Origin of the sequence: Bradyrhizobium manausense, assembly GCF_001440035.1 — a bacterium.
GTDB lineage: Bacteria > Pseudomonadota > Alphaproteobacteria > Rhizobiales > Xanthobacteraceae > Bradyrhizobium > Bradyrhizobium manausense.
This window is the reverse complement of sequence record NZ_LJYG01000012.1, coordinates 1-25,515: the sequence shown is the minus strand read 5'-3', so window position 1 is coordinate 25,515 and position 25,515 is coordinate 1. Positions and strand designations below refer to the sequence as shown.

At 58.6% G+C, this 25,515-nt stretch carries 27 protein-coding genes and 1 pseudogene; 12 read left to right on the top strand and 16 right to left on the bottom strand.

The features are described from left to right. Positions 1–78: 78 nt before the first annotated feature. From AOQ71_RS01985 to AOQ71_RS01965, 5 genes are all read left to right on the top strand, one after another. Positions 79–300: a hypothetical protein gene (locus tag AOQ71_RS01985; RefSeq protein WP_057741050.1), complete on the top strand. Its 222-nt coding sequence runs from the start codon at positions 79–81 to the stop codon at positions 298–300. 15 nt (positions 301–315) lie between these two features. Beyond that, a complete protein-coding gene (locus AOQ71_RS01980) occupies positions 316–738 on the top strand; it encodes a hypothetical protein (RefSeq protein ID WP_083513859.1) in 423 nt (140 codons plus the stop codon). A gap of 1,643 nt (positions 739–2,381) precedes the next feature. Further along, positions 2,382–3,071, top strand: coding sequence for a response regulator transcription factor (locus AOQ71_RS01975; RefSeq protein ID WP_057741046.1), 690 nt, complete (start codon positions 2,382–2,384; stop codon positions 3,069–3,071). A gap of 10 nt (positions 3,072–3,081) precedes the next feature. After that, positions 3,082–4,566 (top strand): type II and III secretion system protein family protein, encoded by a 1,485-nt coding sequence (locus AOQ71_RS01970; RefSeq protein ID WP_430648598.1) that lies wholly within the window; start codon positions 3,082–3,084, stop codon positions 4,564–4,566. Positions 4,567–4,576: 10 nt separating this feature from the next. Further along, positions 4,577–5,242: a CpaD family pilus assembly lipoprotein gene (locus AOQ71_RS01965; RefSeq protein WP_057741043.1), complete on the top strand. Its 666-nt coding sequence runs from the start codon at positions 4,577–4,579 to the stop codon at positions 5,240–5,242. A gap of 41 nt (positions 5,243–5,283) precedes the next feature. Here AOQ71_RS01965 and AOQ71_RS01960 read toward each other — a convergent pair whose 3' ends face one another. The 11 genes from AOQ71_RS01960 to AOQ71_RS42010 all read right to left on the bottom strand — a co-directional run bounded on the left by AOQ71_RS01960 (position 5,284) and on the right by AOQ71_RS42010 (position 13,705). Then, positions 5,284–6,321: an EscU/YscU/HrcU family type III secretion system export apparatus switch protein gene (locus AOQ71_RS01960; RefSeq protein WP_057741040.1), complete on the bottom strand. Its 1,038-nt coding sequence runs from the start codon at positions 6,319–6,321 to the stop codon at positions 5,284–5,286. After that, on the bottom strand, positions 6,318–7,139 hold the full coding sequence (sctT, locus tag AOQ71_RS01955; protein ID WP_057741038.1) for a type III secretion system export apparatus subunit SctT: 822 nt from the start codon (positions 7,137–7,139) through the stop codon (positions 6,318–6,320). The genes AOQ71_RS01960 and sctT overlap by 4 nt, the downstream gene beginning before the upstream one ends. A gap of 11 nt (positions 7,140–7,150) precedes the next feature. Further along, a complete protein-coding gene (locus AOQ71_RS01950; protein WP_057741036.1) occupies positions 7,151–7,426 on the bottom strand; it encodes an EscS/YscS/HrcS family type III secretion system export apparatus protein in 276 nt (91 codons plus the stop codon). Positions 7,427–7,428: 2 nt separating this feature from the next. Continuing rightward, entirely contained in the window at positions 7,429–8,094 is a 666-nt protein-coding gene (sctR, locus tag AOQ71_RS01945) for a type III secretion system export apparatus subunit SctR (RefSeq protein ID WP_057741033.1), read from the bottom strand. Then, positions 8,087–8,965, bottom strand: a complete 879-nt coding sequence (sctQ, locus tag AOQ71_RS01940; RefSeq protein WP_347336671.1) for a type III secretion system cytoplasmic ring protein SctQ — start codon at positions 8,963–8,965, stop codon at positions 8,087–8,089. The genes sctR and sctQ overlap by 8 nt, the downstream gene beginning before the upstream one ends. 233 nt (positions 8,966–9,198) lie before the next feature. After that, on the bottom strand, positions 9,199–9,732 hold the full coding sequence (locus tag AOQ71_RS01935) for a hypothetical protein (protein ID WP_057741031.1): 534 nt from the start codon (positions 9,730–9,732) through the stop codon (positions 9,199–9,201). Next, a complete protein-coding gene (gene sctN / locus AOQ71_RS01930; RefSeq protein WP_057741029.1) occupies positions 9,708–11,066 on the bottom strand; it encodes a type III secretion system ATPase SctN in 1,359 nt (452 codons plus the stop codon). The genes AOQ71_RS01935 and sctN overlap by 25 nt, the downstream gene beginning before the upstream one ends. Beyond that, positions 11,063–11,686: a type III secretion system stator protein SctL gene (gene sctL / locus AOQ71_RS01925; RefSeq protein WP_057741027.1), complete on the bottom strand. Its 624-nt coding sequence runs from the start codon at positions 11,684–11,686 to the stop codon at positions 11,063–11,065. The genes sctN and sctL overlap by 4 nt, the downstream gene beginning before the upstream one ends. A 5-nt stretch (positions 11,687–11,691) precedes the next feature. Next, on the bottom strand, positions 11,692–12,132 hold the full coding sequence (locus tag AOQ71_RS01920; RefSeq protein ID WP_283809556.1) for a nodulation protein NolU: 441 nt from the start codon (positions 12,130–12,132) through the stop codon (positions 11,692–11,694). 181 nt (positions 12,133–12,313) lie between these two features. Further along, entirely contained in the window at positions 12,314–13,180 is an 867-nt protein-coding gene (gene sctJ / locus AOQ71_RS01915) for a type III secretion system inner membrane ring lipoprotein SctJ (protein WP_057741024.1), read from the bottom strand. Between the two features lie 9 nt (positions 13,181–13,189). Next, complete coding sequence (locus AOQ71_RS42010; RefSeq protein WP_245316628.1) at positions 13,190–13,705, bottom strand: nodulation protein NolB; 516 nt, start codon at positions 13,703–13,705, stop codon at positions 13,190–13,192. 190 nt (positions 13,706–13,895) lie between these two features. Here AOQ71_RS42010 and AOQ71_RS01905 point away from each other — a divergent pair, with 190 nt between their 5' ends. Then, the gene (locus tag AOQ71_RS01905) at positions 13,896–14,588 is read left to right on the top strand and encodes a nodulation protein NolW (RefSeq protein WP_162268299.1); all 693 of its coding nucleotides are present in this window, start codon (positions 13,896–13,898) and stop codon (positions 14,586–14,588) included. Positions 14,589–14,696: 108 nt separating this feature from the next. After that, positions 14,697–14,813: pseudogene (locus AOQ71_RS44645) on the top strand (IS630 family transposase); the annotation flags it as partial. 432 nt (positions 14,814–15,245) lie between these two features. On the opposite strand, the gene AOQ71_RS01895 reads toward AOQ71_RS44645, so the two are convergent. From AOQ71_RS01895 to AOQ71_RS01885, 3 genes are all read right to left on the bottom strand, one after another. After that, positions 15,246–16,844 carry an outer membrane protein gene (locus tag AOQ71_RS01895; RefSeq protein WP_245316626.1) on the bottom strand — a complete coding sequence of 533 codons (1,599 nt, stop codon included), beginning with the start codon at positions 16,842–16,844 and terminating at the stop codon, positions 15,246–15,248. 1,901 nt (positions 16,845–18,745) lie between these two features. After that, positions 18,746–18,952, bottom strand: a complete 207-nt coding sequence (locus tag AOQ71_RS01890; protein ID WP_057741020.1) for a hypothetical protein — start codon at positions 18,950–18,952, stop codon at positions 18,746–18,748. A gap of 436 nt (positions 18,953–19,388) precedes the next feature. Next, positions 19,389–20,156 carry an outer membrane protein gene (locus tag AOQ71_RS01885; protein ID WP_057741017.1) on the bottom strand — a complete coding sequence of 256 codons (768 nt, stop codon included), beginning with the start codon at positions 20,154–20,156 and terminating at the stop codon, positions 19,389–19,391. Between the two features lie 672 nt (positions 20,157–20,828). Here AOQ71_RS01885 and AOQ71_RS01880 point away from each other — a divergent pair. Both AOQ71_RS01880 and AOQ71_RS01875 read left to right on the top strand, forming a co-directional pair. Next, on the top strand, positions 20,829–21,422 hold the full coding sequence (locus AOQ71_RS01880) for a hypothetical protein (protein WP_083513857.1): 594 nt from the start codon (positions 20,829–20,831) through the stop codon (positions 21,420–21,422). Between the two features lie 582 nt (positions 21,423–22,004). Continuing rightward, the gene (locus AOQ71_RS01875; RefSeq protein ID WP_057741014.1) at positions 22,005–22,352 is read left to right on the top strand and encodes a hypothetical protein; all 348 of its coding nucleotides are present in this window, start codon (positions 22,005–22,007) and stop codon (positions 22,350–22,352) included. Between the two features lie 210 nt (positions 22,353–22,562). Here the strand turns inward: AOQ71_RS01875 and AOQ71_RS01870 are convergent, their stop codons facing one another. Both AOQ71_RS01870 and AOQ71_RS01865 read right to left on the bottom strand, forming a co-directional pair. Continuing rightward, on the bottom strand, positions 22,563–22,841 hold the full coding sequence (locus AOQ71_RS01870; protein ID WP_057741012.1) for a hypothetical protein: 279 nt from the start codon (positions 22,839–22,841) through the stop codon (positions 22,563–22,565). Positions 22,842–23,212: 371 nt separating this feature from the next. Continuing rightward, on the bottom strand, positions 23,213–23,455 hold the full coding sequence (locus AOQ71_RS01865) for a hypothetical protein (protein WP_157083327.1): 243 nt from the start codon (positions 23,453–23,455) through the stop codon (positions 23,213–23,215). Between the two features lie 143 nt (positions 23,456–23,598). Here AOQ71_RS01865 and AOQ71_RS01860 point away from each other — a divergent pair, with 143 nt between their 5' ends. The 3 genes from AOQ71_RS01860 to AOQ71_RS01855 all read left to right on the top strand — a co-directional run. Next, complete coding sequence (locus tag AOQ71_RS01860; RefSeq protein WP_245316624.1) at positions 23,599–23,787, top strand: hypothetical protein; 189 nt, start codon at positions 23,599–23,601, stop codon at positions 23,785–23,787. Positions 23,788–23,978: 191 nt separating this feature from the next. After that, the gene (locus tag AOQ71_RS50120; RefSeq protein ID WP_083513856.1) at positions 23,979–24,155 is read left to right on the top strand and encodes a leucine zipper domain-containing protein; all 177 of its coding nucleotides are present in this window, start codon (positions 23,979–23,981) and stop codon (positions 24,153–24,155) included. Between the two features lie 979 nt (positions 24,156–25,134). Next, positions 25,135–25,515, top strand: a 381-nt coding sequence (locus tag AOQ71_RS01855; RefSeq protein ID WP_162268298.1) for a transposase, incomplete at its 3' end; no start/stop codon positions are given.

Genomic DNA, 25,515 nt, shown 5'->3' with positions numbered 1-25,515 from the left:
CTCCCTTGAAAATTCACGACTCTGGACCAGATACTGGATCGAGGCTCTATGGCTATCAGCAATCCGAGGAGGGCGATTATGGCAATCCAGATCGTGATGGACCACACCGGCGACAGCCGTCATCCTTTCAACGCCGACGACGCACAAGAACTGGCGAAGGCGAAGCAGCGGTTCTACGAGCTGACGAATATCGGTTTCACCGCAGCGGTCCGGACCGGTCCAGGTCAGGTCTCACAGATCCGATCGTTCGACCCAAACGCGGAAGAAACCGTTTTCTTCCCCAGGCTGGTTGGCGGCTAAGTCGGCATTCCTGCCATGTTCGGCTTCCGATCGATGCCGCCGGGCGGCCGTTCTCGGATGCGCGCGATGCGGGCCCTTATCATCAGGCACGGCGCCGAGCGGACGCCGGAGGGTCGGTCGCTGTGCCTCTTGCAGCAATGGCTGTCGCCGGTGCAGCGGGAGCAGTTTGTCCAAAAGGGCTACTTCGAGGTCGTCGGAAGTGACACCGGACAGCGCTATAGGATCCACCTGGGGGCCTCGGTGAACGTATGCGAGATCGACGAAAGAGGCTGCCCGGGCGAGGGGTTATGTTTCTCGCCGGCCGGCGCTCTGCCGATCGGAGACGTCATGCTCGCCCAGAAGATCGCGCTCGAAACAGGCGAACGCGACGTGCGTGCCGTGGCCAGGCGGTTCACTCCGAGCGGTTTCCATTTCAGGCCAACCCGACCTCTCGGCTGACCGCGCGGGCGGCGTCTCGTAAGAACGCTAGCTCCAAACAGGCAACCTTCGCGAGCCGCAGGCCTGCTGGGATTCTCCCCGGATGCTTGGGATCAGGTATATCAGCGATCGCCCAACGATCCGACCGGATCACAATCATCACCTGATCGTGTGACCACGTCCCCAATTCGGTCGCGCGCGAATGCGGTTACCGGATTTGCGATGGCAAGGGCACCGATCGGGCACGTCAAGATTGACGCCGTTTGTAAGCTGGCTGATCCGTGTTGAAGCACATCACGGCCCGTTGTCCGTCTCCACTGAGGCGAGAGGGAACTGTGATGCCTAGCGGCGCGAAAGAAGGCTCCTCTGGTTCGATCCAAGACCAGCTGGTTTGATCTATTCTAACTATGAACGCTCAAAAGGACTTGAATCGTACATTGCGTCAGATTGTAGGATTCCGAACAAGTGTCGCACGTTTTCCGGAAAAGGTCGCGCCCCTCTCCGGTCGCCCCAAAACTTCAAGCCAGACAGAATGTCTCAAAACCCCAAGCTCGCCTCGCTTCATCCCGTCACGCTCCTCGACAAATACACTCCACCCCCCAGTGTGGTTTATGCACCGCTGACAGTGTGTCAGCTTCGGCCCACTTACGGCTGGAGCAGGCGTAGTGGTTCGACGCCGGGGCCCGTTGTCTTCGCATCGTCGTCCCCGGATGAGCGAGCGGCACCATCAACGCTCGATATCCATCCGGTTCGCGGCCGCTCATCAGAATCGGTGCAATGCGGCCGGCTAAGCCGCCCAAGGCGCATGCTTCACAACGCCGATGCGGGATGTGCCCGCAAGTCGTTCGGCGCGCCCGGCGGGTGCACCGTCGCCATCCCATCGGAAGTGACTGAAGGTCTGGCCTGCCGGCGTTCGGCACCTATCGAGGGGCCTGTGCTTCGCAGCCAGAGGCATGGGATAGCGGCGCGATAAGGATTGAGCAACTTTGGGGCCTGCAGATGTGACGACAGATCGTCTGCGCGGCGATCGAGACTTTCAACAGGATCTAGCCGCTCGCCGTCTCGGCTCAAGGCCGAATGGGTGAGTCCGCTGGTTCAGCGCGGAACGTCTATCACCCGCGAGAGGCTGGCAAATTGGGCGGGCGGCGATGCACATCACCTACATCATCGCTCGTCTGCCATCGAAACAGCCGCAGTAAGCTGCGCTCGCTCATCAGGGCATCAACCGCAATGGGGAGATTTAAATCAAGACTCCGGGAACGCATGTCACCGATCCGAAATGTAAATGCATTTCATCCAAAAAATCGATTTCACCAATCGTGCTCTCGCAATCATACCTCATGATGTTGGTGACAAACTCCCAAATTGTCGTAGCCAAAAGCGAGGGTGCTGCCACTCGATGCATTTGATTGATTGCCGCCTAAGCCCCTGTGGCAAGACCAGATTGGACGTCACCAAGATGCATTCGAGCCACACCGGGAGATCGAAATTGCGAATCGAACTGACAATGGATCGGATCAAGTGTTCGATTGGCTGGCACTGCTCTTCTTCATCTATTCCGGCTGCCAAGGTTTACGGGCAAGCCGGACTTTTCAATTTCGCTCGGGTGACGTTCGGGATGACGTGCTCGGTGGTTTTGGCATGACTTGAGAAGAGGGGATGAAATGCGAACGCTACTGGTTGATCATGAGACGGACCCAGCGCGTGTTGTACACCAAGCGCTCTCGGATTGTGGTTTTGCCGTTGATCTAGCGTGTACGCTCGATGAGGCAGCCGCCGCCTTTGGCTGTGCCCGCTATGACATCCTCCTCCTCGAGTTAGTCCTGCCGGACGGAGACGGTTTGGAGTGGCTGAAGCAGTTGAGGCGCGACGGGTATTCGATGCCGGCGGTGATGATGAGCAGCCTTAACGAGCTCGGTAGGCGGATCGCGATTTTCAATGGCGGTGCGGACGACTTCCTGCCCAAACCCGTGTCTCCTGATGAACTCATCGCCCGGATGCGCGCCGCTCTGCGCCGAGCCACGCAAATGACGTCGCCCGTCGTTACCTTTGGAAACTTGAGATTCGATCCGGTTGGTCGGCAAGCATCCGTCAATGGCCGGCCGCTGAAGATTGCGCGCCGCGAAGTGTGCATTCTTGAACATTTGCTCAGCCGTGCAGGGCGTACCGTGGCGCGCGCGGCATTGGAGGATGGGCTCTATGCATTTGACAACGAAGTCTCGACGAACGCGCTTGAGGTCGGAATCTATCGGTTACGTGGTCATTTGAGCCAGTCCGGTGCAACGTTGCGGATAAAGACCGCGCGCGGGATCGGCTACGTCCTTGAATTGAAATCCGCGGCCTCGGCCGCGTAGTCAATCGAACTTGAAAGAAAAGACCATCTTGAACGTCATTCTTGACAAGCATGCTAGCGCCAATGGTGGACCGATCGTTGCCAACGCCTTCTCGTCGAGCTTTCTGCCTTATCTGTCGCATCTTTTGTGCGCGGTCGTTCTGCTATCCCCACTTACGGCCGTGGCCCAGATCAAGGGCGATAATGGAGGAGGAACGCCACGTCCGGTCCCTGATGCCATAACCGGGACACTGAACCTTTCCCCTTCGATTGGTAAGACAATTCATCTGCCCGCGCCAGCCGCGAGCGTCTTTGTCGCCGATCCTGCGATCGCGGATTATCAGGCACCGTCGAACAAGACCGTTTTCGTTTTTGGCAAGAAATCGGGACGGACCAGCCTGTTCGCACTGAACGAGAACGGGGAGGCTCTTGCTGAGCTACGCGTTGTCGTTTCGCAGCCGATCGAGGATCTGCGCGCCACGCTGAAAGCCCAGGTCGGCGACTATCCGATCCAAGCCAGCTATACCCCGCGCGGCGCCATCCTTAGCGGCACGGCACCCAATGCTGAGATCGTTGACAGCGCCGTGAAAGTCACCGAGCAGTTTCTCGGTTCGGGTGCACTTGTCCTTAATAAGATCCAGGTGGCTGGATCCCTGCAGGTCAATTTGAGCGTGCGCGTGGCCGAGGTCTCCCGGAGCGCCATGAAGGAGCTCGGAGTCAACCTCTCCGCATTCGGTCAAGCTGGTCCCTTCACCCTCGGCTTGGTCAGTGGCAGCGGTGGAGGTGGCGGCGCCGCGCAGGGCGGCGGTACGGCGAGGATTGGATTCAACGCTGGCGGTGTCAACGTCAGCGCTGTACTCGACGCACTGGCCAGCGAACACCTCGCTTCCGTCCTTGCTGAACCGAGCCTGACCGCAATGTCCGGCGAATCGGCAAGCTTCCTGGCCGGCGGCGAATTTCCTATTCCGGTCTTGCAGGACAATCGGCAGGTTTCCGTCGAGTTCCGCCACTTCGGCGTTAGCCTGGAGTTCGTGCCAACCGTTCTTAGCAATAATCAGATCAATATCCGCGTGAAGCCTGAAGTCAGTGAACTATCGTCACAAGGCGCTGTCACCGTTAACGGCATTTCCGTGCCGGCTCTCTCCACCCGACGTGCCAATACGGTCGTCGAACTCGCAAGCGGCCAAAGCTTTGCAATCGGTGGGCTAATCCGGCGTAACTTCAACACTGACATCACGACTTTCCCTTGGCTCGGCGACATACCGATTCTTGGTGCGCTGTTTCGCTCGTCCCAGTTTCAACGGGAGGAGACGGAACTCGTGATTATCGTGACGCCTTACGTCGTGCGGCCAAGATCGAACACGCGGCCGATGAGTGCCCCCACTGACCGCGTCGCACCGCCCTCAGATCTCGCGCGCACTATGACGAACCATTTGGCAACTCGGCCGCCGGGTCGCAGTGCTCCCGCCACCAGCGTACCGAGCGCGACTAGGGGCGCCGGCGACAACACCGAATGAGGATCAGCCAATGACCTTTCGCATCGTATGCCCCCTAATCGCTCTCGCGGCGGGTCTAGCCGGCTGCACAAGCACTGCACCGACCTCTGTCGATCCGGCTGCGCAAGCGACCCTGGTTCAAGAGGAGAAGAACGTTTTACTGTTACAGAGCCTTCGAGGGGCCGAACGGCAGCGTCTGCGGGAGTTCATAGTGACTACAAGTCGCGGTCGGCGTGACGCGCTCCATCTCAACATTGCCGGCCCACCTCAGCTCGGAGTGCAGATAGCCCGTGAGGCCCGCGCAATGGGGGTTGACCCTCACAATATCCGCCTGTACGGCCCACTCATTACCCGGCGCGATCGCTTTGCCGCGCGAATCGAGGCGATTACGTATGAGGCGTACCCTCCCGACTGTCCGTCGATGTCGATCGTCGGTCCGTCAGTGAACGACAATTCTTTCGACCCGACGCTTGGCTGCTCGATCCGCACCAACCTTGCTATCATGGTCAACGATCCCCGTGACTTGATTGGCAATCCGGCCGTCATACCGAGCGACGGCAATCGTGCGGCTATCCCAGTTGCCACGTACAAAAGCTTCGCGACGGGCAATAACAGCAACTTGGGACAGGCAGCTAACAACAAGTCGCCATCAGATCTTACGTCAGCCGGCACTACGGCCGGACAGCCGTCTCAATAGCGAGGACGTCCTTCTGTCATGCGATGTCATTCACAAGATGACTAGACTTGGCCGGCGGCAAGGAGAGCTCTTGCGACAGACTCGAAATACTGGGTTGGAATGGGGTTACCAAGCTTGGCGCTGCGAATCAGCTCACGGACCACGGCGTGGTCATTGACAATAGTGAGATGAAGGGCCCGCGCCTCATCAAAGAGCCGTGAAGCGGCTTCGCCCTCGCCGCGGCAAACCACGACAGGCACGCCGGTTTCGCCACGAACGTAGCGTACCCCGACCAGCATCTCCTGCCCGGTCAAGATCAATGTTGCGCGATTCACCCCGAGCGGTGCCTCGCGCGCCTGCTCCCGACGGAGCCGACGGTGTTCCCGTTTCACCTCCGGATTACCTTGCTGCTCCTTGGACTCCCGCTTTGCCTCGCTCTCGGTCATGCGCATGCTGCGCAAAAACAACCAGCGCTGGATGAGAAGATCGATCAATCCGCCGATGAGAAAGGCACCGCAGGCAATGCCGATCAACAGTTTGACTTCCATGAAGACGAAGCCGAAGCAGCCCATGCCGCAAGCCGGCAGATAGACCAGTGTCTTCCACGCACCGACAACGACAAAGAAGAAGATCGCACCGAGGCCGATGGCTTTGAGCAGGGTCTTCCCAAGCTCGACGAGCGAACGCATGGACGCGATGCGCTTCAATCCCTGTATGGGATCAACGTTCTCGAATTTCAGCTTTACCGGCTCGAAGGAGAAGATCATTCCACCATTGGCCAAGACTGTCGTCAGAATTGCCCCGACGACAATAGTTGCGAGGAACGGGCCAACGATTCCCAGAGCGAGTTCGGGCAAGGCGCCCAGCGCCAGCTGGACCGCAACATCGAACGGCTTATCCAGCAGTTTGTCAGTTAGCATGAGCGCTTGATGGCACTTGTCCTGGATGGAACTGGCTTCCAACCAGAGATAGCCGAGACCTGCGCAGACGCTGACGGCTCTCACTAAGTCGGTACTGTGCGCAACCTGTCCTCTCTTGCGCGCATCGTTTAGCTTCTTGTCGGAGGGGGGGAGCGTTTTCTCTTCGCTCGTATCGCTCATTTAAGTCGCCTTTCGATCCTCTCCAACTCGCGGTTCGACTGGCTGATCTCTGATTGCATGTATTCGATGAGAAAGACGGTGTAGGTGACCATGACGATCGCAAAGCCGATATTCTTGATCGTCAACGACAGGTCCTTCGGGTTGAATTGCGGCGCAAAGCGTTGGAGTAACATCGCTGATATATCGACAAGCAACAGGAAAGCCACCACAGGCCCAGAGACCACAATTGTGGTACGTATGATGCCGTCGATCACGCCGAACAATTCAATGGTTCCTTGCACGCTCACCGTGGGCCGGAACTGATACACTGGCAAGATCAGATAGCTGCCATAAAGCACGCTGATCATAGTCTGCAGGCCTCCCGATACGACGAAGATGGTGATCGCCGTGATACCGAGAAACAGTCCTGTCGCCGAAGCCTGACTGCGTGTCGCGGGATCTGCGGGCGCGACCACGCTGGTGATGCCTCGTTGGGTATCGATGATTTCCCCGACAGCCTGGAGGCTCCATAGCGGGATGCTGAGCAGCGCACCGATCACGAGGCCAACACACGCCTCCTTCAAACCCAGTAGCGTGATCTTGATCAGACGTGTGTCCGGATCTAGCGCTTTCAAGCCATCGCCGATCTGCGCCAAGTACGGTAGTTCGATCGCAACGGCCAGGCAACCGCGGATCAGCGCGCCAATCTGCGAACGCGTAAATACAGGAAGGACCAGCATGATGCCCGCGGGACGGGCCGCACCAAGGCCGGCAGCAACGATGAGTTCGATTGCCGCCTGGATCAGGCCTTGCGTCTCCGCGCTTGACAAGTCAGACATCGCGACGACTGCTAGTAACTCGCCGTGAGTCCGGGAAAATCGGTGAAGATCTGCTTGGCTTGTTCGATGAGCGGGGCGCTCAGCACCGGAGAAAACAGAGCGATAACCGCAACGACGACGAGAAGCTTCACAGTCAGAGGCAAGGTTTGGTCCTGGAGCTGCGTTGCCGCCTGGAGGATACCGATGATGGTTTCGGCAACCGCCGCTGCAATGAGTGGAGGCAGAACCCAGATCATGAAAAGCACGAGCGATCGGCTCATGTGAGCGAGAATAGTTGTGTCGTCCATGCTCAACCTCCCGGTGTTGTGTAGCTGAGCACCAGCCCGTGCATGAGACGCGACCAGCCATCGATCGCCACGAATAGAAAGAGCTTGAAAGGGACAGATATCACTGTCGGAGATACCATTGACATGCCCATGGCCATCAGGATTGTCGTTACGATCAGATCGATCGTGATGAAAGGTAGATAGAGCAAAAACCCAATTTCGAAGGCCCGCTTGAGTTCTGAGATGAGAAAAGACGGGACGAGAATCACAAAATCATCAGCTGTGGCTTTGCCGCGCATCTCCTCTGGCCAGACACGTTCGGTCGAGGACAGGAAGAAGCCTCGCTGATCTTCATTGGTGAACTTCTTGAGATAGCCTCGGAGCGGCTCCTGCCCCTCTTTCGCAGCACTTACCCAATCCTCGAGCGTCTGATAGCGGAGCTGCAGATCGGCGATTCGATTGTAGCTCTGCTCAAAGACGGGGGCGCTGGTGAAGGCGGTGAGGATCAATGCCGCGCCGTATAAGACGATGTTCGGCGGTATCGACTGGGTCCCAAGAGCATTCCGAACGAGGAAAAGAACGACAGATACCTTTATGAACGCCGTGGTCGTGACGACCGCGAAGAGCAACAAGCCGAGCCCGGCCGTGACCGCAAGAAGGGCCAGGATTGCTGGTTGAACGTCAGTCATGGCCGCCTAACCCGCCACGGAGCCTGATGCCCAGCTCGTCCCCAATACGTACGATGTCGCCACCGCCAATTCGGCGGCCGTTTGCAAGGATATCGACCGGGCCGTCGACCGGCCGGCCGAGTTCGAACACATGTCCTTCGCCGATATCCTTCAATGCTCTCAGCGTGATCGGCCAGCGGCCGCATTCGAAGACGAGGGTGACTTCGATGTCGTCGAGATCGGCCTCCGAGGGCGGATGCTGCGGTTCGGGGGGTGTTGTCATATGTGCATACTCCAGAGGTCGCGGTACCGACCGAAATGGTCCCCGCAGGATCAGGCGGTTGCCGGCGACATCCGCCACGGTCCATACCCGGCCCGCAGTGAGAGTGATCTCACCACGGGCGAATGGCATCACGTCTGGCAGCAAAGCATCGCCTGCACTTGTTTTGCGAAGAAGCGAGGCAGTAGTTCGGAGCGTACCAATTTCTCCTGCAACGATGATGGGAAGCTCTTTGGAAAGCTTGCGCGTTTCGCGCGGCAATTGACCGAAGAGCTCGCCTAAGGCCTGGAACGCCGGCGGTATCGGTCCATCGAGAGGCGAGAAGAGAAAGAGGCGACCTTTGCTCTTGAGCGAGCCGTAGACGATGCCGAATTCGATATGAGGCCCTCTCGTCTCGGCCTTTCCAACACGAAAAAGTTGCAGCCGCTGCTGAATCTGATTCTCCAGAGGTGCCAGCAACGGTTCGAGTGCAAGTTCGAGAACGAGCGAACGACTTGGCTCGGAAGGCAACGCTAGGCCGCTCTGTACTGCCGAGATTAACGCCTCGGCAAGTGCATGGGGTATCGACAAAACGATCGTTTCATCTCCGACGCTCCAAACGCAGTCGAGCATCGATATAGCTGAAGGTTCCACCTGCCAGACAGGTCGTTCCAATCGCACCGATAGCGGCTTACCGCCAAGGCTGGTTTGCAAAGGCGTGCGGGGTCCGGCGATTCTATTGAGCCACGAGACGAATGTATGGGTCAGAATGAGTGACGGCTCGTAGGTCGTGTATTCGACCGCACGATCTGCAGGAGGCGGGTCTACAAGACCGCACGCTTGCGATGCAAGAGAACTAGCGCTCATCAGATTGAACCGTCTGCCATTTTGTGAGGCAAAGCCCGCCCATAACGAAGCGAGACCTCATCATCGGCCTCTATCTCGGCTGTAACCTCCGCATGGGTGTCGGCCGCCCGCTGGACGTCGGTCTCGATTTGCCGCCATTTGTCAGTTGCCGCGGAACATTTGGCCCAATGCGCCCGCCCTTCGGAGGCCGCTGTCTCGGCCTGCTTTTGAGCGCTACGGGCGTCCTCCAGCGTCTGGCGTTTCGACGTGACCTCAGTTGCGAGCCTCTCAAAGATGAGCTCGCGACGATCGAGTTCAACGACGGACACGGTACCGAGCGATGTCAGCTGCTCGTAAACCTCCACTTCCGCCTGTGCGCGACGTTCTTCTGCAATTGCAAGTTCTCGCCCTGCGCGCTCTGCGGCCAAGGCCTCGATGCGGCATTTAGCCTCCAAATTGGACAACTCAGCGCGAGCACCGCGCTCACGTATTTCCTTTACGTGTCGCAATCTCGAAGCGTGAATGCAACTCATGCGGTCAGACGGCACATCCATGTGACGGTCTCTTCAAAACTGGAGGCATCGTTTTCACCCTGACGCAAGAACTTGCGCAGGTCGTCGATAGAGGCGATGGCCCGGTCCGTCAGCGGATCGCTGCCTTGCTTGTATTCGCCGACCTTGACCAAAAATTCGGCCTCTGCGTGGCGTGAGAGCAGATCGCGGAAGAAGGACGCCGCATTGCGATGCGGCCCAGATACGACTGCATCCATGACGCGGCTGCGGCTCGACAGTACATCGATAGCGGGGAATTGCGCGCGAGCCGCGATAGAGCGTGAAAGAACGATATGACCATCGAGAATGCCGCGCGTTTCCTCGGCGATTGGATCGCCCGTACCCTCACCTTCAACAAGCACGGTATAGAAGGCTGTAATTGAGCCTCGTTCATCCATGCCCGCACGCTCCAGCAAGCCCGGCAGCATGGCAAAGACAGAGGGAGGAAAGCCCCGCCGGGTTGGTGGCTCACCCGCAGCAAGCCCGATTTCGCGCATCGCGCGGCTAAAACGCGTCAATGAATCCATCATCAGAATAACGCGCAGGCCTTGCTCGCGAAAATATTCGGCGAGCGCGGTTGCAGTATAGGCACATTGCGCCCGCTCCATCGCCGAGCGATCGGAGGTCTCAACGACGAGGACCGTGCGGCGAAGGGCTGCCTCCCCTAGATGCCGCTCGATGAATTCACGCACCTCGCGCCCACGCTCGCCGATCAGGGCAACTACGGTCACGTCGGCAATCGCGCCCTTTACGATCTGTGCCAATAAGGTCGACTTGCCGCAACCAGGCTCCCCATATATGCCGATGCGCTGGCCCTCGCCGCATGTCAGAAGACCGTCCAAGACACGGACGCCGAGTGGCAATGGTCGCTCGATGATGCGCCTCGTCATTGGGTTTGGAGCTTGGCCGCGCAGCGGACGAGTTTCTGTGGCCTTGACTGCGCCCTTGCCATCGAGAGGACGGCCGAAGCTGTCGATCACCCGGCCAAGCAGATAGGGCCCCACCGGCACTTCATGCATTCGTCCCGTAGCGACGACTTCTGCGCGGCCGGACACGCCCAGCAAGTCACCGATCGGCGTCAGCAACACGCCATCCGGCAATAAACCGATCACCTCGGCCTCAAGCGAAAATCCGGTGCGCGGATCCTGCACGACACAGAGCTCTCCAATCCGCGCGTCCGGCAAGACTGCATGAAGGAGCGTGCCGATCGCGCGCGTGATCCGTCCGCGTACGGGACGCGTGTCGACATGTCTTACTGTCGATCGCAGACGCGATAGCGCCGCGTGCGCACTCCCCTCGCCATCGCGATGAGCATGGTTTGCCGCCCGCGTTGTCACAGTTCGCCTGCCTGAGGAGGTAGCCCAAGCCCAAGACGCAGCGCGCGGAGCTGTGCGGCAAGTCCGAGATCGACATTGCCGAACTCACTCCGCAGCACGCACTCGTGCTGGGAGAGCGCCGGATCCGGAACAATTCGGACAGTGGGCCGGCCCTCCCGTCCGTCGCACGCAGCAAATTCGCGTGCAAGCGATTCGGCATTCATGGCCGACACATGAAGGGAAAGTTCCGCTCCGCCACATTTTCGCAGGATCGCGTGACGAACCGTTCTCATCAACATCTCGCCGGGATCGAAGGCGCCCAGCAGATCAGTTACGATCTCCATCACGAGCTGTGGCAACTCCTCCTCTAGAGCGGCGTTTCTCCGCGCCACTTCCGAGGTCGCCTGCGCGACAAGCTGCGACATTTCCTCGGCGCCGGCCGTCACCCCCTCGGCGCGGCCGCGCGCTCGCTCCAGCTGATAAGCTCTGCGCGCCCAGCCACGAACGCGCTGCAGATGCCGCTCTGCCGCGGCTCGCGCCGCGACGGCCTCCTGCCAGATTTCGAGATCCTTCGCTTCTATGAGCGGGCCAAGCGGGCGCATATGCGGAGCTAATGGCGGCGCGGAATCGTCGGCTGTCATAGCACCTAGCCTTCCGTCGCCAAATGGGCCAAAACCAAGGAGAACAATCGGCTTGCGGCTTCGCGATATTCGTTTTCTGGATGATCGGCGGCAGTTCCGACCGCTAAGCGTAGAAGCACGCGGCTGCGGTCAGGCGCTGACACTTCGTCGAGCCAGGCGCCGAGACAGGCATGCCCATCGTCATCAATCTCTTGCGCGAGTTGTTGTGGATCGGCAATGACTCTGGTTGAAACCGCGTGCGATGCATGTCGGATACCGAAAGCCTGCACTTCCTCACCGACACGCCCGATCAGCACGGCGACATGCTGTTTTGAGATCAGCTTTATCAGCGAACGGGCATGCCAAATGCTGCCGGCGAGCAGAGCGGCCCGTTTCGGATCATGTCCGAGCAGAAGATCCGGGCCAGATACAGCTCCATTCAAGTCCATTTCGTTGTCAAGCAGCAACCGCGCCATCCTTATCTGCAGCCGGGAGCTTTTCTGCAGCTGTATCAACGTCGCAGCCGATAGGTTCGCATCAAGTCGTGCGGCAAGGCGGGTCGGATGAACCGAGGCAGCGAGCTCGCACGATGGCGATGGACAACGCCGCTCGGCGGACGCCTTCGATGGCTCCATGTCGAACGCTGCCCTAGGCGGCATTTGGGTTAATCGCCTTGCGAACGACCTCGATAGCGGACGCCGCCGAACGTCCGCCAACCGCGGCTACCTTGGGAGATGATTGCCTGCGCTGCCGTACACGAGCGCTCAGCAAGACGTAGGACAGCACACCGAATACCGCGCCACCGAGACCCGTTCCGACCGCAAGCAATGGCGTTGAAATCAATCCAGGCGCTTGGGCGATTGCAGCCGCCGGCGCCGGCCGCTGTTCGAGTGCAGGCCGCTCGACCGACACAAACACCACAGCCACCTTGTCGTAGGATAGGCCCTCGATGCTGTTGGCAACGAGCATCTTAATCTGCGGCAGCAGGATTGAGAGATCGGCCCTGGAGTCATGCCGGATGAAAACCGACGCCGAAGATGGTGTGGCGTCCCGTCGCAGCAGGTCGTTCTTCGGCAGAACAACATGGACGCGCGCTGACAGAACACCGTCGATATCGCTGATCGTACGCGACAATTCCTCGCTCAGGGCATAAACGTAACGGGCGCGCTCCTCGGTCGGCGAAGCAATCAGGCCCGCGGCGTTGAACACTTCCCCGAGACTCTTGAAAGAGTGGTGCGGCAGGCCTTCGGCATTCAGCAGGTCGATCGAAACGGCAATTTGGTTCTGCTCGACCTGGATCGTGCTGGTCCCGTCCTTGGCCGCAACGCGGACCGAATCGACCCCGTTCTTAAGGAGGACCGCAAGCATCTCATTCGCTTCACGTTCCTGAACTTTAGTGTAGAGATCAGCTTTGCAACCAATAAGAGGAAGAAGGAGCGGCAGTAGAGCCAGGGCGCGATGCCGCTTGTGGGATGGGCGCTCGTGGCCGCTTTCGCGACAGATTGAACCAATCATTCGCCCCACTCAGCCCGCCGATATCAGCTTGTTCAGTGATGAACTAATGCTGCCAATGCCATTCGAAATGAGCGTTACCTGAATGACGCTGTCAGAGACATCCTTCAGATTCGTCATCATCGCCTCGAAGTTATCTACGCTGTGAGGGGCGCTCGACAGACGTGTTTCCGCCGCGCCCGGTTGCCGCAAAAGGGGCTGCGACGCCGACCCAGGCTCTACAGCCTTCCCAAGAGTGGCCCCACCGCCCGCCGCGACGTGTGGAACTGCATTGACCCGATACAGCGAGGAAAGATTCTGGAGGATGCGCTCGCCCAGCGGACTAGCCTGCGTTGTTGTTCGCCAAACTTCGGATGCCGGGGGAACAGGCGCTACTTCTGTCACTGGAGGCGTAACGCCCTGAGACGCAGACACCTGCAAAAGGCTCTGTTGGAACTGCACCTGCTCGCTGACCTCTGTTGGCCTGCAGGTCTTGGACAGACTTTCGGTCAGGTTGGGTGAAATCGGCGCAGCGCCTATTATCATCATGGAGGGACCTTGCTCTCTTCGAGACGTGATGAGACCGGCCGTTCAAGACCCATCTACAGCCCAATGTCCTAGAGAGGCGAGCTGACGACAAGCTGACGAATTCGCCCCCTCCCGGCGTCATCTAAAGATCACGTTTGGTCTCCAAGTTTGCGTGACTTCACTCCCGTTGGCTAAGTCAAAGAAAGCGAGAATGCTCATCCGATCCATGATCCCGTGCGTTTTGAACGCAGTTCTGTGTTTCGGGGTTTTCATTTCGACCGGAACACAGAAGGTGCTCGGCGCTCCCCTGTCCCTGCCCTCGGCGACCTATCGCTATTCGGTTTTGGATCAGGAGCTCCCTGCCGCGCTGCAGGAATTCGGCAATAACCTCAATATCAGAGTTAGCATCAGCGGCGAGGTGAAGGGACGGATTCGCGGGCGCATGCCGGATCTGGCACCGCGCGAATTCCTCGACCGTCTGACGAACCTCTACAATCTTCAGTGGTACTACGATGGGCTCGTGCTTTACGTGTCTGCCGCGAAGGAAGCACAAACTCGTCTGCTTCTACTGGGCCCGATCAGCTTCGAGGCGTTCACGGCCGCCCTCGATGCGCTCAATATCTCCGACGAGCGGTATATCATCAGACCTGCGCCCGGAGATGGCCTGGTGTTGGCGTCCGGTCCACCACGCTTCATCGCACTCGTGGATGAGACGCTCAATGGGCTGGTGGCCCAAGCGCAAGCGCGACCACACGCTATCGAAACGCCTCAGCGGGACTCTGTGCTGATGTTATTCCGCGGTTCCTCGGCGACGATCATTCGAGATGGTCGACCGGAAGGCCCCTACTCTTTCGACACCCCCCGCCAGGAGGGCGTGCCTGCGCATGCGGTCGGCCAGAGATGATATAAGAGCAGGTCGGCCGCTATTCGCCCCCATCTTGGCATGGTAACGTGACTCTATGATTGCGAACTTGGGACTCAGGACACTGGAGCAATCGCCCAGCTGAGTGAACCGATTTGGATTGAAATCGAGAACGCCTTCGCCAAGCTCAAGGCACTCTTGCGCAAGACCGCGGAGCGAACAGTCGATGGCCGCTGGAGTGCGATCGGCCGCAGCATTGACCGCTTCACACAACTACTTCAGATAAGCTGCAACATGATGGGCGGGTGTGCCATGCCGATCCAGCGCATTGCGCGAGATAGGCAGATTAACCGCCTCGATCCCGAGCACGCACCTCGCGCAATGGCACCCCTCTATCGCGATCTCAACGAGCGATAGTCCGCTGGCGCGATGTCATGGGCCGGCGCCCACAATGTGCTGGTCTCCCTTGGCTACCGCGACAAGCGCTCAAGATCGAACCGTTCGAATTGGACAAGGCTCGCGCGCACAGAGCACGGTTGATGAGCCTCACTCGACGCGCCTGTTCGCTACTGTCATCACCGGACCAGGTTCCCCGATGCCAATTTAATCGGCGCCAAACTGGCGCCGAGGTCGGTGTCATTACCAAAGCTTCGGAAAGATATCGAAGAGGCTTGGAGCTTGGCCTTAGGTGTGATCTTTTCAATCGAACCTATAGGACGCCTGAAAGAACGTACCCCAGCGCTCCATGCTGAACTTCGAAAACTGAGTATCGCTGATCATTCCCGGGCCACGACAGCCTGTGCATCTCACTTCGCTGTCCTTTCTAGTCCACATTGCCCAATAGCGCCTGCCAACGCCGACGCTGAAGTTCTTGGTGATGAAGTATGACAAGACGCCTTCCACCTGGACCCCGCCACCACCATTGCCGCGTTGCTCAGCGAAGGTGGTCGCGTCCCGCAAGAGATGGTTGTCACGCCCCTTGAAATCGGTCCAAGCCAGGTAAGCGACGTCCGCGCTCAATCGCCAGCGCTCGGTGAGCATGGTTTCGGCGCTTAGGCCGACACGAGCTGCATTCCACTGAGTATTCTGGCTGCCAACGATCCTGTCGTCGCCTCTCGCAAGACATGGCCTTCGGAGGTTAACCGTTTCTACGCATCCGGTCGAGTCGGAGCTCTGGTCGTAATAGGTCCAACCGATAAATCCCCCAACCTTGTAGTTAGCGCCGCGCAGGAAATCGTAACCCGCATCGGCGGTGTAATAGCTGAACCTCCCGTTTGCTTGGTCTGATACCGAGTTGACGTAGGGCAGCGTTAGCGCTCCCCAGCGGAGGCTCCAATCTTCATCGTTATCGTTTCCTTTATCGAAGCGCCCAAGGCCAATGTTGCCCTTCAGGAACACTCCCCACGGGCTGTCGGCCCGACCAAATAGCTCCCCGGAAAGTCCGTCGAGGCCGTGGTAGGTGAGCCTTGATACAAGAATGTTAGGATCTATAGTACCGATCCCGCCGGGCACACCGCGCAAACCGCTGGCGTTCCATTGGAATCGCCCCCGGCTGAGCCAGAGCCGGGAGCCGCCTTCGAACGACCAATCGGCCGTGTAAGCAATCGGCGGCGCACCGGCGGGTTCTTTCGCGTACAGCGGCGCATCGGACCATTGCGCCGTCCACGGGTCGGCGCCAAAGTGGTAGTTCAACCCGATCTTTCCGATGTGATAGTCGCTGGACAGGCTGGTTGTGTTCGCCGGAAGAATCGCGAACGGCGGATCCTGCACCGTCGGAGGCGTTGCGACACTCGGTCCGCCGAAATGCAGATAGTCATACTCAGCTGTAACCGACCATGCAGGCGTAAGCGCTTGCTCCACGCCCAGGCCGATGACGCCACCTAGGCGACCATAGTCGAAATGGGTTTTCGCGTGCGGCAAGCGGTCCCCCTCGTAGTTATTGACGACGTCGCCCTGATTGTTTTGCCAAGCCACGCCTCCCTTGAGATAGGCCAGCGTGCGGCCCAGCGCGCCGAACGCGTAACCGACGCGGCCGGTCGCGGTCGCAAAGACGCTCGGACCTGCCTTGCAGTTTGCACTCACAACAAAGCCGGAGGCGGCGAGGCAGGTATTTGTGCCCTCGGAGACAACGCCGCTGGCGTCGAGTTCGACACCAAACACCCAGCCGTTCTTCTGCCAATTGTAGCCGATCTGGCCGCCTGCAAGGAACGCCGGCGTATCGACGATGCCGCCATAGATCGACGGGCCATAGGAATTGCTGAAGGAGGCGGCCGTACCCGCCGCCGACCTGCCCCCCAATATAGCCTCCGGACCAGTTCCACACCGCCGCGGGCAGTTTCACTTCTGGCTCAAGATCTGCCGCGTTCGCTGCACCGCTTGCGACGAGCGCCATTGTCGTGGCTCCCAAAAAGAAGAACTCCAGATCGCATCCAACACTTCCCTGCATTTTCTCGCGCACGACCGAGCGCCCTTAAGTTATCGCCGCAGCAAACCGCCGGCGCGGACCAGACGCTAACAGCGACGCGCGCCGAGTCCGTCCCGAAGACCATCGCACTGCGATTGATGATGATGCCGCAAAGAGAGCAAGTCGCGTGCCGAAGTGAATTCGCAGGCTTTGCAGGCACTTCCTCGTGGCGGTGTGGCGTCAAGTTGCGGACATTGTCTCAATAGCGACAGTCGCCTAAGGTCGAGCCGCTGATCCCGGCAAGCGCAAACGATATGGCGAGCGCGGCGTTCAGTTGACGGGCGGAAAATGCTTAATTGCAGGTCCAATGACGACCGCGCGCTTGAGTTCGACAACATCGTTGCGGGGCGGCGATTGTGGTGAGGCTCTTTAGCTACAAACCCGTCAGAGGAAAGCGCGAAGGGATTCGACTTTTTTGTGTGCCACGCGTTAAAAACGCAAGAGCAAGATATCTGCGAGGGGCGCCTGCATCTCAACGTCACGGCAAGGGCAGCATAAGGCCGGATGATGTTTGGTTGTTTACACCTGGGGGCGTAGCGCATGCGGGATCGCGGGCCTTGCGGACGTCTGGCACCTTCCGCTTAAGGCTTTCATAGCAGTGTGAACAGCTCAGAAATCGGCCAAAAACTCGCGAAAGTAGCATTGAAATGCACGCCTCGATGATAAAGCCGTCGAGTTGTGGACCATCGGGAGCGCCCGGGCCTTAATCAGTGCAATTCGCCAGAAGTGTTTTCGTCAGCAAGCAAGAGCTAAGGCCGTGCGAGGCACGGACGAAGAGGGGCTAAGACGTGCCCTTGCAACCTTCTAGATGGCCGCCCCTCAAGACTGCGGTAGGGCCCATGAGCCTCTACCGAATCACTAGGTGCCATACAGACGCACTCAGGACAAGCGGAGCATGCATCCTGCGCGGCTCAACGAAATGCGGGCGCGTCAGCTTCTCGACAGCTTGCCCCGGGCTCGGATGATTTTGGACCTAAGGCTACCGTAGACCCGCAGAACTTTGACCAACCATCCGATGTAACGGCTTGGTCGCAGGTGCAACGCGCCGTGTCGGAAGAGCAGCAGGCGGGCCAGGCCGGCAAGAGGGCTTCGAGCAGCATTTGATCGAGGCGAGCCGAGCCGGCCGCGATGCTCGACCGGGGCGCGCGCTAGCCTTTCCGAGTGTGTCTAGCAACGGCCGGCAGTCGCTGGAGCGAGTCGATGGGTACACTTGCCCGGGGGACCTCCTGCCATCATGAAAGGGCCTCTGCAGCGACGAGCATAACACAGCTGAGTTGAGAACCGCGAAAAGGCCGAGGAACTCTAGTCTGGAAAGCGTTGTAATTGACCGGCAGCAGCGAGATCGCAAATTCAGCTGGAGTGTGGAGCAGGGCCGGCGCCTCGGTGCCGCAGCCGGCTAAGTCAAGGGGATTGTCATACGGGCCCAGTGGGGCAAGCGGCCTCTTTATTCCGAGGTTGCTCCGATATCTTGAGGCTTGAGGACGCCCCCGTCGATGACCGCCACCCGGGCGACGCCGTATGTAGCCTCTCTTCTTGGCTTTAACCATTGGCTATTCGCAAACGACAGACCGAGCATTGTTGCTCGGCTGGACAGTAAGTCGCTGAGCGATGGCGGTGACATACACGAGTTCGAAGCGCGTAATAAGAAAAGACCGATTAAGGAACTAGAGGTGCTCTCTTATGTATGCCCCGCTGAAGACCCCAGGTTGCGGCAATGAATCGGGACCGCTGCTTCCTAGCCGCCGCCATGCCTAAAAAACGGCAGAACCTTGCGATCTTCTTCGCTGGCGATCGTTGCAAGTAGCTCAAGCTGTTTGGCCAACTCTGCAAAGCTCTTCGAGATGCTAATCAGAGTGCTCAATCGCTTTGGCGAAATGTCACCTGCTCCTGCCAGAGCCTTATAGTGACTTGAGAAGTCGCGGCATTCGTCGGCTGTCAGCATGGCCGGATCACCTGATGTCTATGGACGCGCCAGTCACCTCGGAAGGCGCCATGTGTTACTTTGCTTTTCGCTCAGCGGCCTCAAAGAATCTCAATCCAAGCTCTGTCAGGTGACCTGTGTCGCGGTCAAAGCACCTGAAAATTTGTGCTGCTTGCTGCTTGATCCAGAAACCAAGTCATCGGCTTTCCACATCTCGGACAAGGCTCGCGCCTGACGTTCATGGCGTCTGCCCGCAATCTTTTCGTAGTGGCGAGGTGGCGTCCATTGCGGCATCGTAAAACAACGAGGCTATCTAGAACTTCTCATTGACGACGCGGATTATTGCAGCATCACGCAAGCGAACCGCCTGAGATTCCCCCGCCAAGCAGACCCGGCAGATCACGGCGATTGCAGCTGCAGTCCGCGACGAGCTCGACGAGAAGTCTGTTCTTGCAAATCAATATGTCGCGGGAACGGGAGCACCCCAGCGATAGTTCACGCGGACCATACCGATGTCGACGTCCTGACCAATACGGGCCGTTCCTGCAAAAGCCCCCACCGGTACACCCACTATTCCGGTTGAAAAGAAATCCACGTCCCGATGGCTCAGGAACAAGTGATCGTACTCAACGCCGACGGACCAGTTCGGAGCGAAGCCAAATTCAAGGCCCGCACCGACCGCTCCGCCCCAGCGGGTTTCGCTACCGTTGTTGAGGGTGAGCCCGGTCCCAAAATCGTAGACACGGTATTTGTCCCGGACAACCGCAGCGCCGCCTTTTACATAGACCAAGACATTATTCCAGGCGTAACCGATTTGGCCCGTCATTAGACCGAATGCATCGAACTTGGCTTCATCCTGGACGCCTGCGAAAGCGAGATTCGCGTTGGAGCCCTTGAAATTGCCCCAGTTGCCCTGGGCCTCCAGGCCGAATACCGAGTTCGCTATCTGCCAGCGGTAGCCGATCTGACCGCCGACGGTACCTCCGGTCGCATTCTGGCATCCCATTGCAAGGGGCGGAGCGATGACGAAACCGCCGGCATTGACCACGTCCCAGCACTGATGGGCCGAGCCACCACCGCCATTGAGGCCGACGTAGAAACCAGTCCAATCGTAGATCGGAATGACCGCAGGGGACGTTTTGGTGTAGGGCCGTGGGGCCAGATCAGCGGCAGCGGCAGGAGCGGCCAGAGCAATGACGACCGTGCCCAGCAGGACTTTTCTCATTCTTCTTCACCAGTTTCGAATTCCCTAACGGTTTTGTCGCGCACGAGTGGCATGCGTCCGTCATCTCCATCAAGTGCAAACGTTGGTAGTTGACTGTGCCCTCCCATAGGCTTGTCGAAGAAGAGTATTGCCGGGCCGGTAGCGATGCTGCATGCCGCCTGCCGACTAAGTGGCCCAAAAGGCCGGTTGGATACCATTTCCGTGTGCAACGCATTTCTCGCGAAGTCCAAGCTCCCTTGCAGGGGAAAATGCACGCTTCAAGGCTTTGAAGCTCTCTCTGTGACCGTCGGATATCTATTATTGGAAGCGCCGCGCTGAAGAAGGGCCACCCAGCATTCGCGCGCATACCGATCGTGTTTATCGCCCCTAGCAGTTTAGCGAGAGACCGGACGCTTCGTTATTGAGGCGGAGTTGCTCATTCAAGGCTCCAGACAGGGTAATGGCGCCAAGTATCGTCAGATTTCGCTGCACTGGCGGGCAAATGGGCATCGGCAGGAACAGCATCGTCTTCACACGTAACACACACGCCGAGTCACGGTTGCGCACTCTTCCGGCCAGCCAATTCTGATAGGTGCCTCTTCCTGGTAGGTACCCCGCGGGTCTTTCGAGGATACGATCCGTCGATTTAGGACCCAACTGCGTGGGGTAAGAGAACTGCGTGGGGTAAGAGAAATGACTGAAAGGCGCATGCTTTGGTTCGGTGTCGGTCTCGTTCTCTGCTTTGGTCTATGGCTGGCTTTGGCGGGTAGACTGGCCGGAAGCAACGATGGCGCTCGTGCCGCCGACAGCGCCACTATCGACAAAGTTAAGTCAACTTGGCGCGCGCAGGATGCTGATACAGCCGAGCAAATCTTCGCCAAGGTCTCGACGGTAGCACACTTCGTTCCCAGGGAATTGGAGCTTGACAGAAAGACCGACACAGGTGAGCCGGTTGCGGTTTTATGGGCCAAACGGGGTGTTAAAATAGAGAAAGATTATACGTTCGCTTTGGAGTGGGCACCGGATGGCACAGGGAGGCTTGTGACGCCGTGTGCAAAACCGATTGAACCAGGCTGGCGGTCGTTCGCACACTCGCTTATCGCTGACGAACTAGCAAACAACGAAAGGGGCGTGAACCGCCGCCGTTTACATGATTTTACGAATGTCAATTTCGTGACGACAGCGCAAAGCAAGCTGGGCGATCATCCGCGGCGTGGTACTTGCAGGATCAGCGCGACTGTTGGAGGGCACTATCTCCTGTTGGAGGGCACTACCTGCCGAAGGTAGACAATCAACCGGCCGCCAAGGGCAGCCTGCGACCGCGTGGAGCTTGTTTCAGGGCCTAGTTATTAGACACGCAACGTCATCATTTTCGAGAAGTACGAAGGGCGGGATTGGGGGCGCAATCGTTCCTTGGCCAAGCGTATCGAGAGCTATGCCCCAGGCTCCCGGTTTGATCCTGCAAACCGAAGGATCAGGAAGCGTTCGATGCTGCACGGAAAGCGTTGACAAGATGACAGCAGAAAACAAACTCGCGGTGCGGGGCCCGATCATGGATAGCGAAGACGAATAAACCCGCGATAGGCTGATACGTGCCATCGCATGCGCAGAGAGACGCAATCGATACAGAACGCGACGCCGACGCTATTTTTGGGCACGATGCCGTTTGCGGCGCGCGGGCAGCGCGGCGATTGCGACACTATCATCCTCTTCAACCGCGACTGCCGGCGCTGCGGTACCATGGACGGGGGAGCCAACGCGTCCATTTAGCCGGTATTGAGCGCGAGCATCGTCCAATTTTTGAGCGGTCAGCCTCGTTGCCGGCCTTCGAAACGAGCGATACTGGGTGCTGGCGATCGAAGGCGTCCTTTGGTATCGCTCGCTCTCGCCAAGAACATTCTTGCCGCACTGACGGGCTCGGCCTTCGGCGGCTTGACGATCGCGCTCGACTTGCTCAGCCAGATCTGTACCGTCATCGTGTCTCGGATAGACATCGATCCCGCTCTCATGCATCGCGTCGCGGTGATCGGCTCGTGTACGCTCGACGTTCTGCGCACAAGCGGTGATAAGCCTGCTTTCAACCTGTGGGATGGCCCACAGCAGAGCTATCTGGATCTCGTCCTGGCGGGCATCGTCACCGAGCTTCTAGGTCTTGTCGCCGTGATCGTGCTGGACGGTCTCCTCGGAGCGTTTCAAACGGCGCGCGCGGTGACTTGAGATCAGAGAATCAGCAATATTTCACAATACTGGTGGTACCAACAAACCACGTCATCGGGTTACAGGGATTGATCACGCGGAATAGGGTCCGGATCAACTCTTGGTCGACATTGACGCTCTAGAATCGCACATTGACCGAAGCCTGGTTTAGTCAGTCGCTACAAATATGCCAGTCGGGGCGCGAACGACTGCTGCATTTTAGTGCGTGCTTCATGTTTTCCAGGGGCGCACGCAATCCGTTTGATCGTTGAGATATTTCAGCATGACATTGCACGCGCGCTCGGCTTCGGCAAGACTTTGGAACGGCGAGCCGATAACTCTGATCGCGCAACGGCGCTGGTCAAACGGGCGCCATGACGCGACGTAGCCGAGCCTTCCGCGAAAGCCGGCACCGGTGGGAGTTTCAAAACTGATCACGAACGAATAACCGTCGCCGTTTGCGCTCCATATCTCCATGTCTTCGACGGCACGATGGAATTGCAGGCTCATCAGGGTCCGCTCGCCGGACGATCGGGCGGTCATCTCCCCCTCACCGCTCCAAGTTTTAACTTGAGGTTCTTGCCGCGGAGTTCCTCGTAGCGGGATTGGCGCCGGGAAACCCGTTCAGCCAGCATGGAAACCGAACCGTGATAACCCCAGCACATCGCATCATCATGCAACCGGGATCATCTCGCTTAGCAAGCAGCATCGAGCGCGGGGTCCCGCGCTTTCGTTTTGCATTTTGCCGGCTTCTCGCCCCTCCAAAAACGATACAGCAACGCCAGTCCGACGTCTCGCGCCGGAATTTCGCACGCGGGGCAATTGCGGGTTGCTCGCGGCGCAATCGGAAGCGAGATGATTTTAGCCAGGTCCCGATTGGTTCAGCCCGCGGGGATCTCAGCCGCAGAGTCCTTCCGGCCTTCGCAACCGCCCTTGAGGTATTCGCCCCTCAGTTCGTCATCATTGACCGCGATCATGGCGTCGGCATCGTCCAGAGCGACTTGCAAAGGCACATCTGCTTCAAATTGTCCTTCGGCATTGGTGGCACTTTTCTTCGATCTGGCGGCACGATCATGCACACGAAGGGCCGTTTCCCCAGCTACAAGAAATGGTGGGTCGAACAATCTTGACGCATGGAGCCTAAATCGCCATTGGGAGCGCAGTTGGAAGAGACGCGCGGCCTCTAAGAGGCCGCATTCTCTGTGATAAGCAGGATTTGAAAGCGTGGGCGTATGGCAGCGCAATCAGAGGCGAGAGGAGGATTTCGATGTTCGAGGCTAAAGACTACCGCGTGTGTTGCCACCACTTCGTCACGCCGACCAACCGCGTTGTCTATCCGGCGCAGGAACCCTTACTAACCTACTCTGAGGCCCTCCGGCACGTGCAGGCCGAGCAGGCCAAGGGCCACATGGTGGCCTGGGTCATCGACCGCGCCGGAGCAAGCGCGACCGAATGAAATTGGTGGTTCGACGGTATTCGTCCGATGTTGATTGACCGCTAGCCAGTGTGCGGCGCTTGTCGACATCAATGTCTCATCCATTCGGTTCCGATCGGGGAAGCTAAAGGTGTCGAAGCTTTAGCAATCCACAAGAGAAATCGAATGGACGTCCATGAGAATGCTCGGCTCGCCGCGAGGTCGAGAGCGCATTGTTCGGCTGGTGCAGAGCGGGCGGATGCCGGAGGCCGCCGCACGAGCCGCAGGCGTCTGTCTGCCCGCGGACCGCTCGGAAGTGGATTGATGGGTATTGCCGCGAGACCGTAAGGGGACTGAGCGATCGTTCATCACGGCCGCATCGTCTGCGCAGCCCGACGCTCCAGCCGTGATCAACCGAATCGAGGCTTCGCATCGTTAGCGCATGACAGGCAAGCAGATTGCCAAGGAGGTCGGTCGGCGGCGACGGTGAGCCGGGTGCTGCGCCTCGGCCTCAACAAGCTCAAGCCACTGGAACGCCGCCCCGGTGCGCCGCTACGAGAGCGAGCATTCCAGCGAGCTCATCCATATCGAGTTAAGAAGCTCGACAGGTCGCGAGGCCCGGCCACCGCATCACCCGGGCTCGCCAGAAAGGCGAAAGCCGCGGCGGCACGAGTTCGTCCATGTCGCGATCCATGATGCCTCGCGCCTATCCTTCTCCCAGATCCGGCGTGATACGAATTTGTTGCTCAGGAAGAGCAAGAGGAATCGGCTTTGGTTTCGAGGGAACAATAAGTGTCGGCGGTTTCGAGGGGCTTGTTGCCGCGATATCTGATCGTAAGCGTCCACACAGGCCACTTTTCGGGTTAGGCCTGGGGTGAGGCTCGTCAGTTTTTCGACAGCTTGCCTGTGTACAATTCGGTTTGAAGCTAGCGGCGCGTGGTAGGGACAGCGCTCCCCATCGTGTGTGGGCCCCCCGGAGCGCCGAGTCACGTCGCCGCTAACTTTACCTGATCGTCTGACGTTAGGCACACAATCGACCTTCCTGAATCAGGATTCTCGCTCAAGCAGGCTTACGAAATATTTTCAAAACACATTTTGGGCTTAGCCCAGCGAAGAGCTGTGCTTGCGTACAGAGGTAGGGAAATTCTAGTTCCGGTTGGTCCACACTTCTGTCCCGGTGCAACTTCGAACGGACTTAACTTCTTCTGGAGGAAATAAACAGTCGTCCGTGAAGAGCGGCTAAGCGATTGAGCTGGGATCGCAATATTCGTTGTGGCCTGTTTTGGGATTGCAGGGTTTTGATGCTTCGGGCATCGGAACCCTGCAATTTCGTTTTGAGGATTCCATCGAATCGCCAGTCATGATTCCGTCCTCGCATCGGAGGTGGCGATGCGACCGAAGAAGCCCAAAGCGACGGGATCGGGCGATCTGTTCCGGGCCAGGCTGGACCAGATCATCAACATGAAGCACGAGCTGGTTCAGCTCGCCGGCAAAGTCGACTGGGACTGGATCGACGGCGAGATCGCGCCGCTCTACAGCGAGAACGGTCGGCCGGGCATCGCGACCCGCTTCATGATCGGGCTGCTGCTGCTCAAGCACATATACGGCCTGTCCGATGAGGGGGTGTGCGAGCGCTGGGTCCACGACCCGTATTTCCAGTACTTCACCGGTGAAGAGTTCTTTCAGCACGCGTTCCCGCATGAGCGCTCGGACCTGAGCCACTGGCGCAAGCGGCTTGGCGACAAGCTGGAGCTGTTGCTGGCCGAGAGC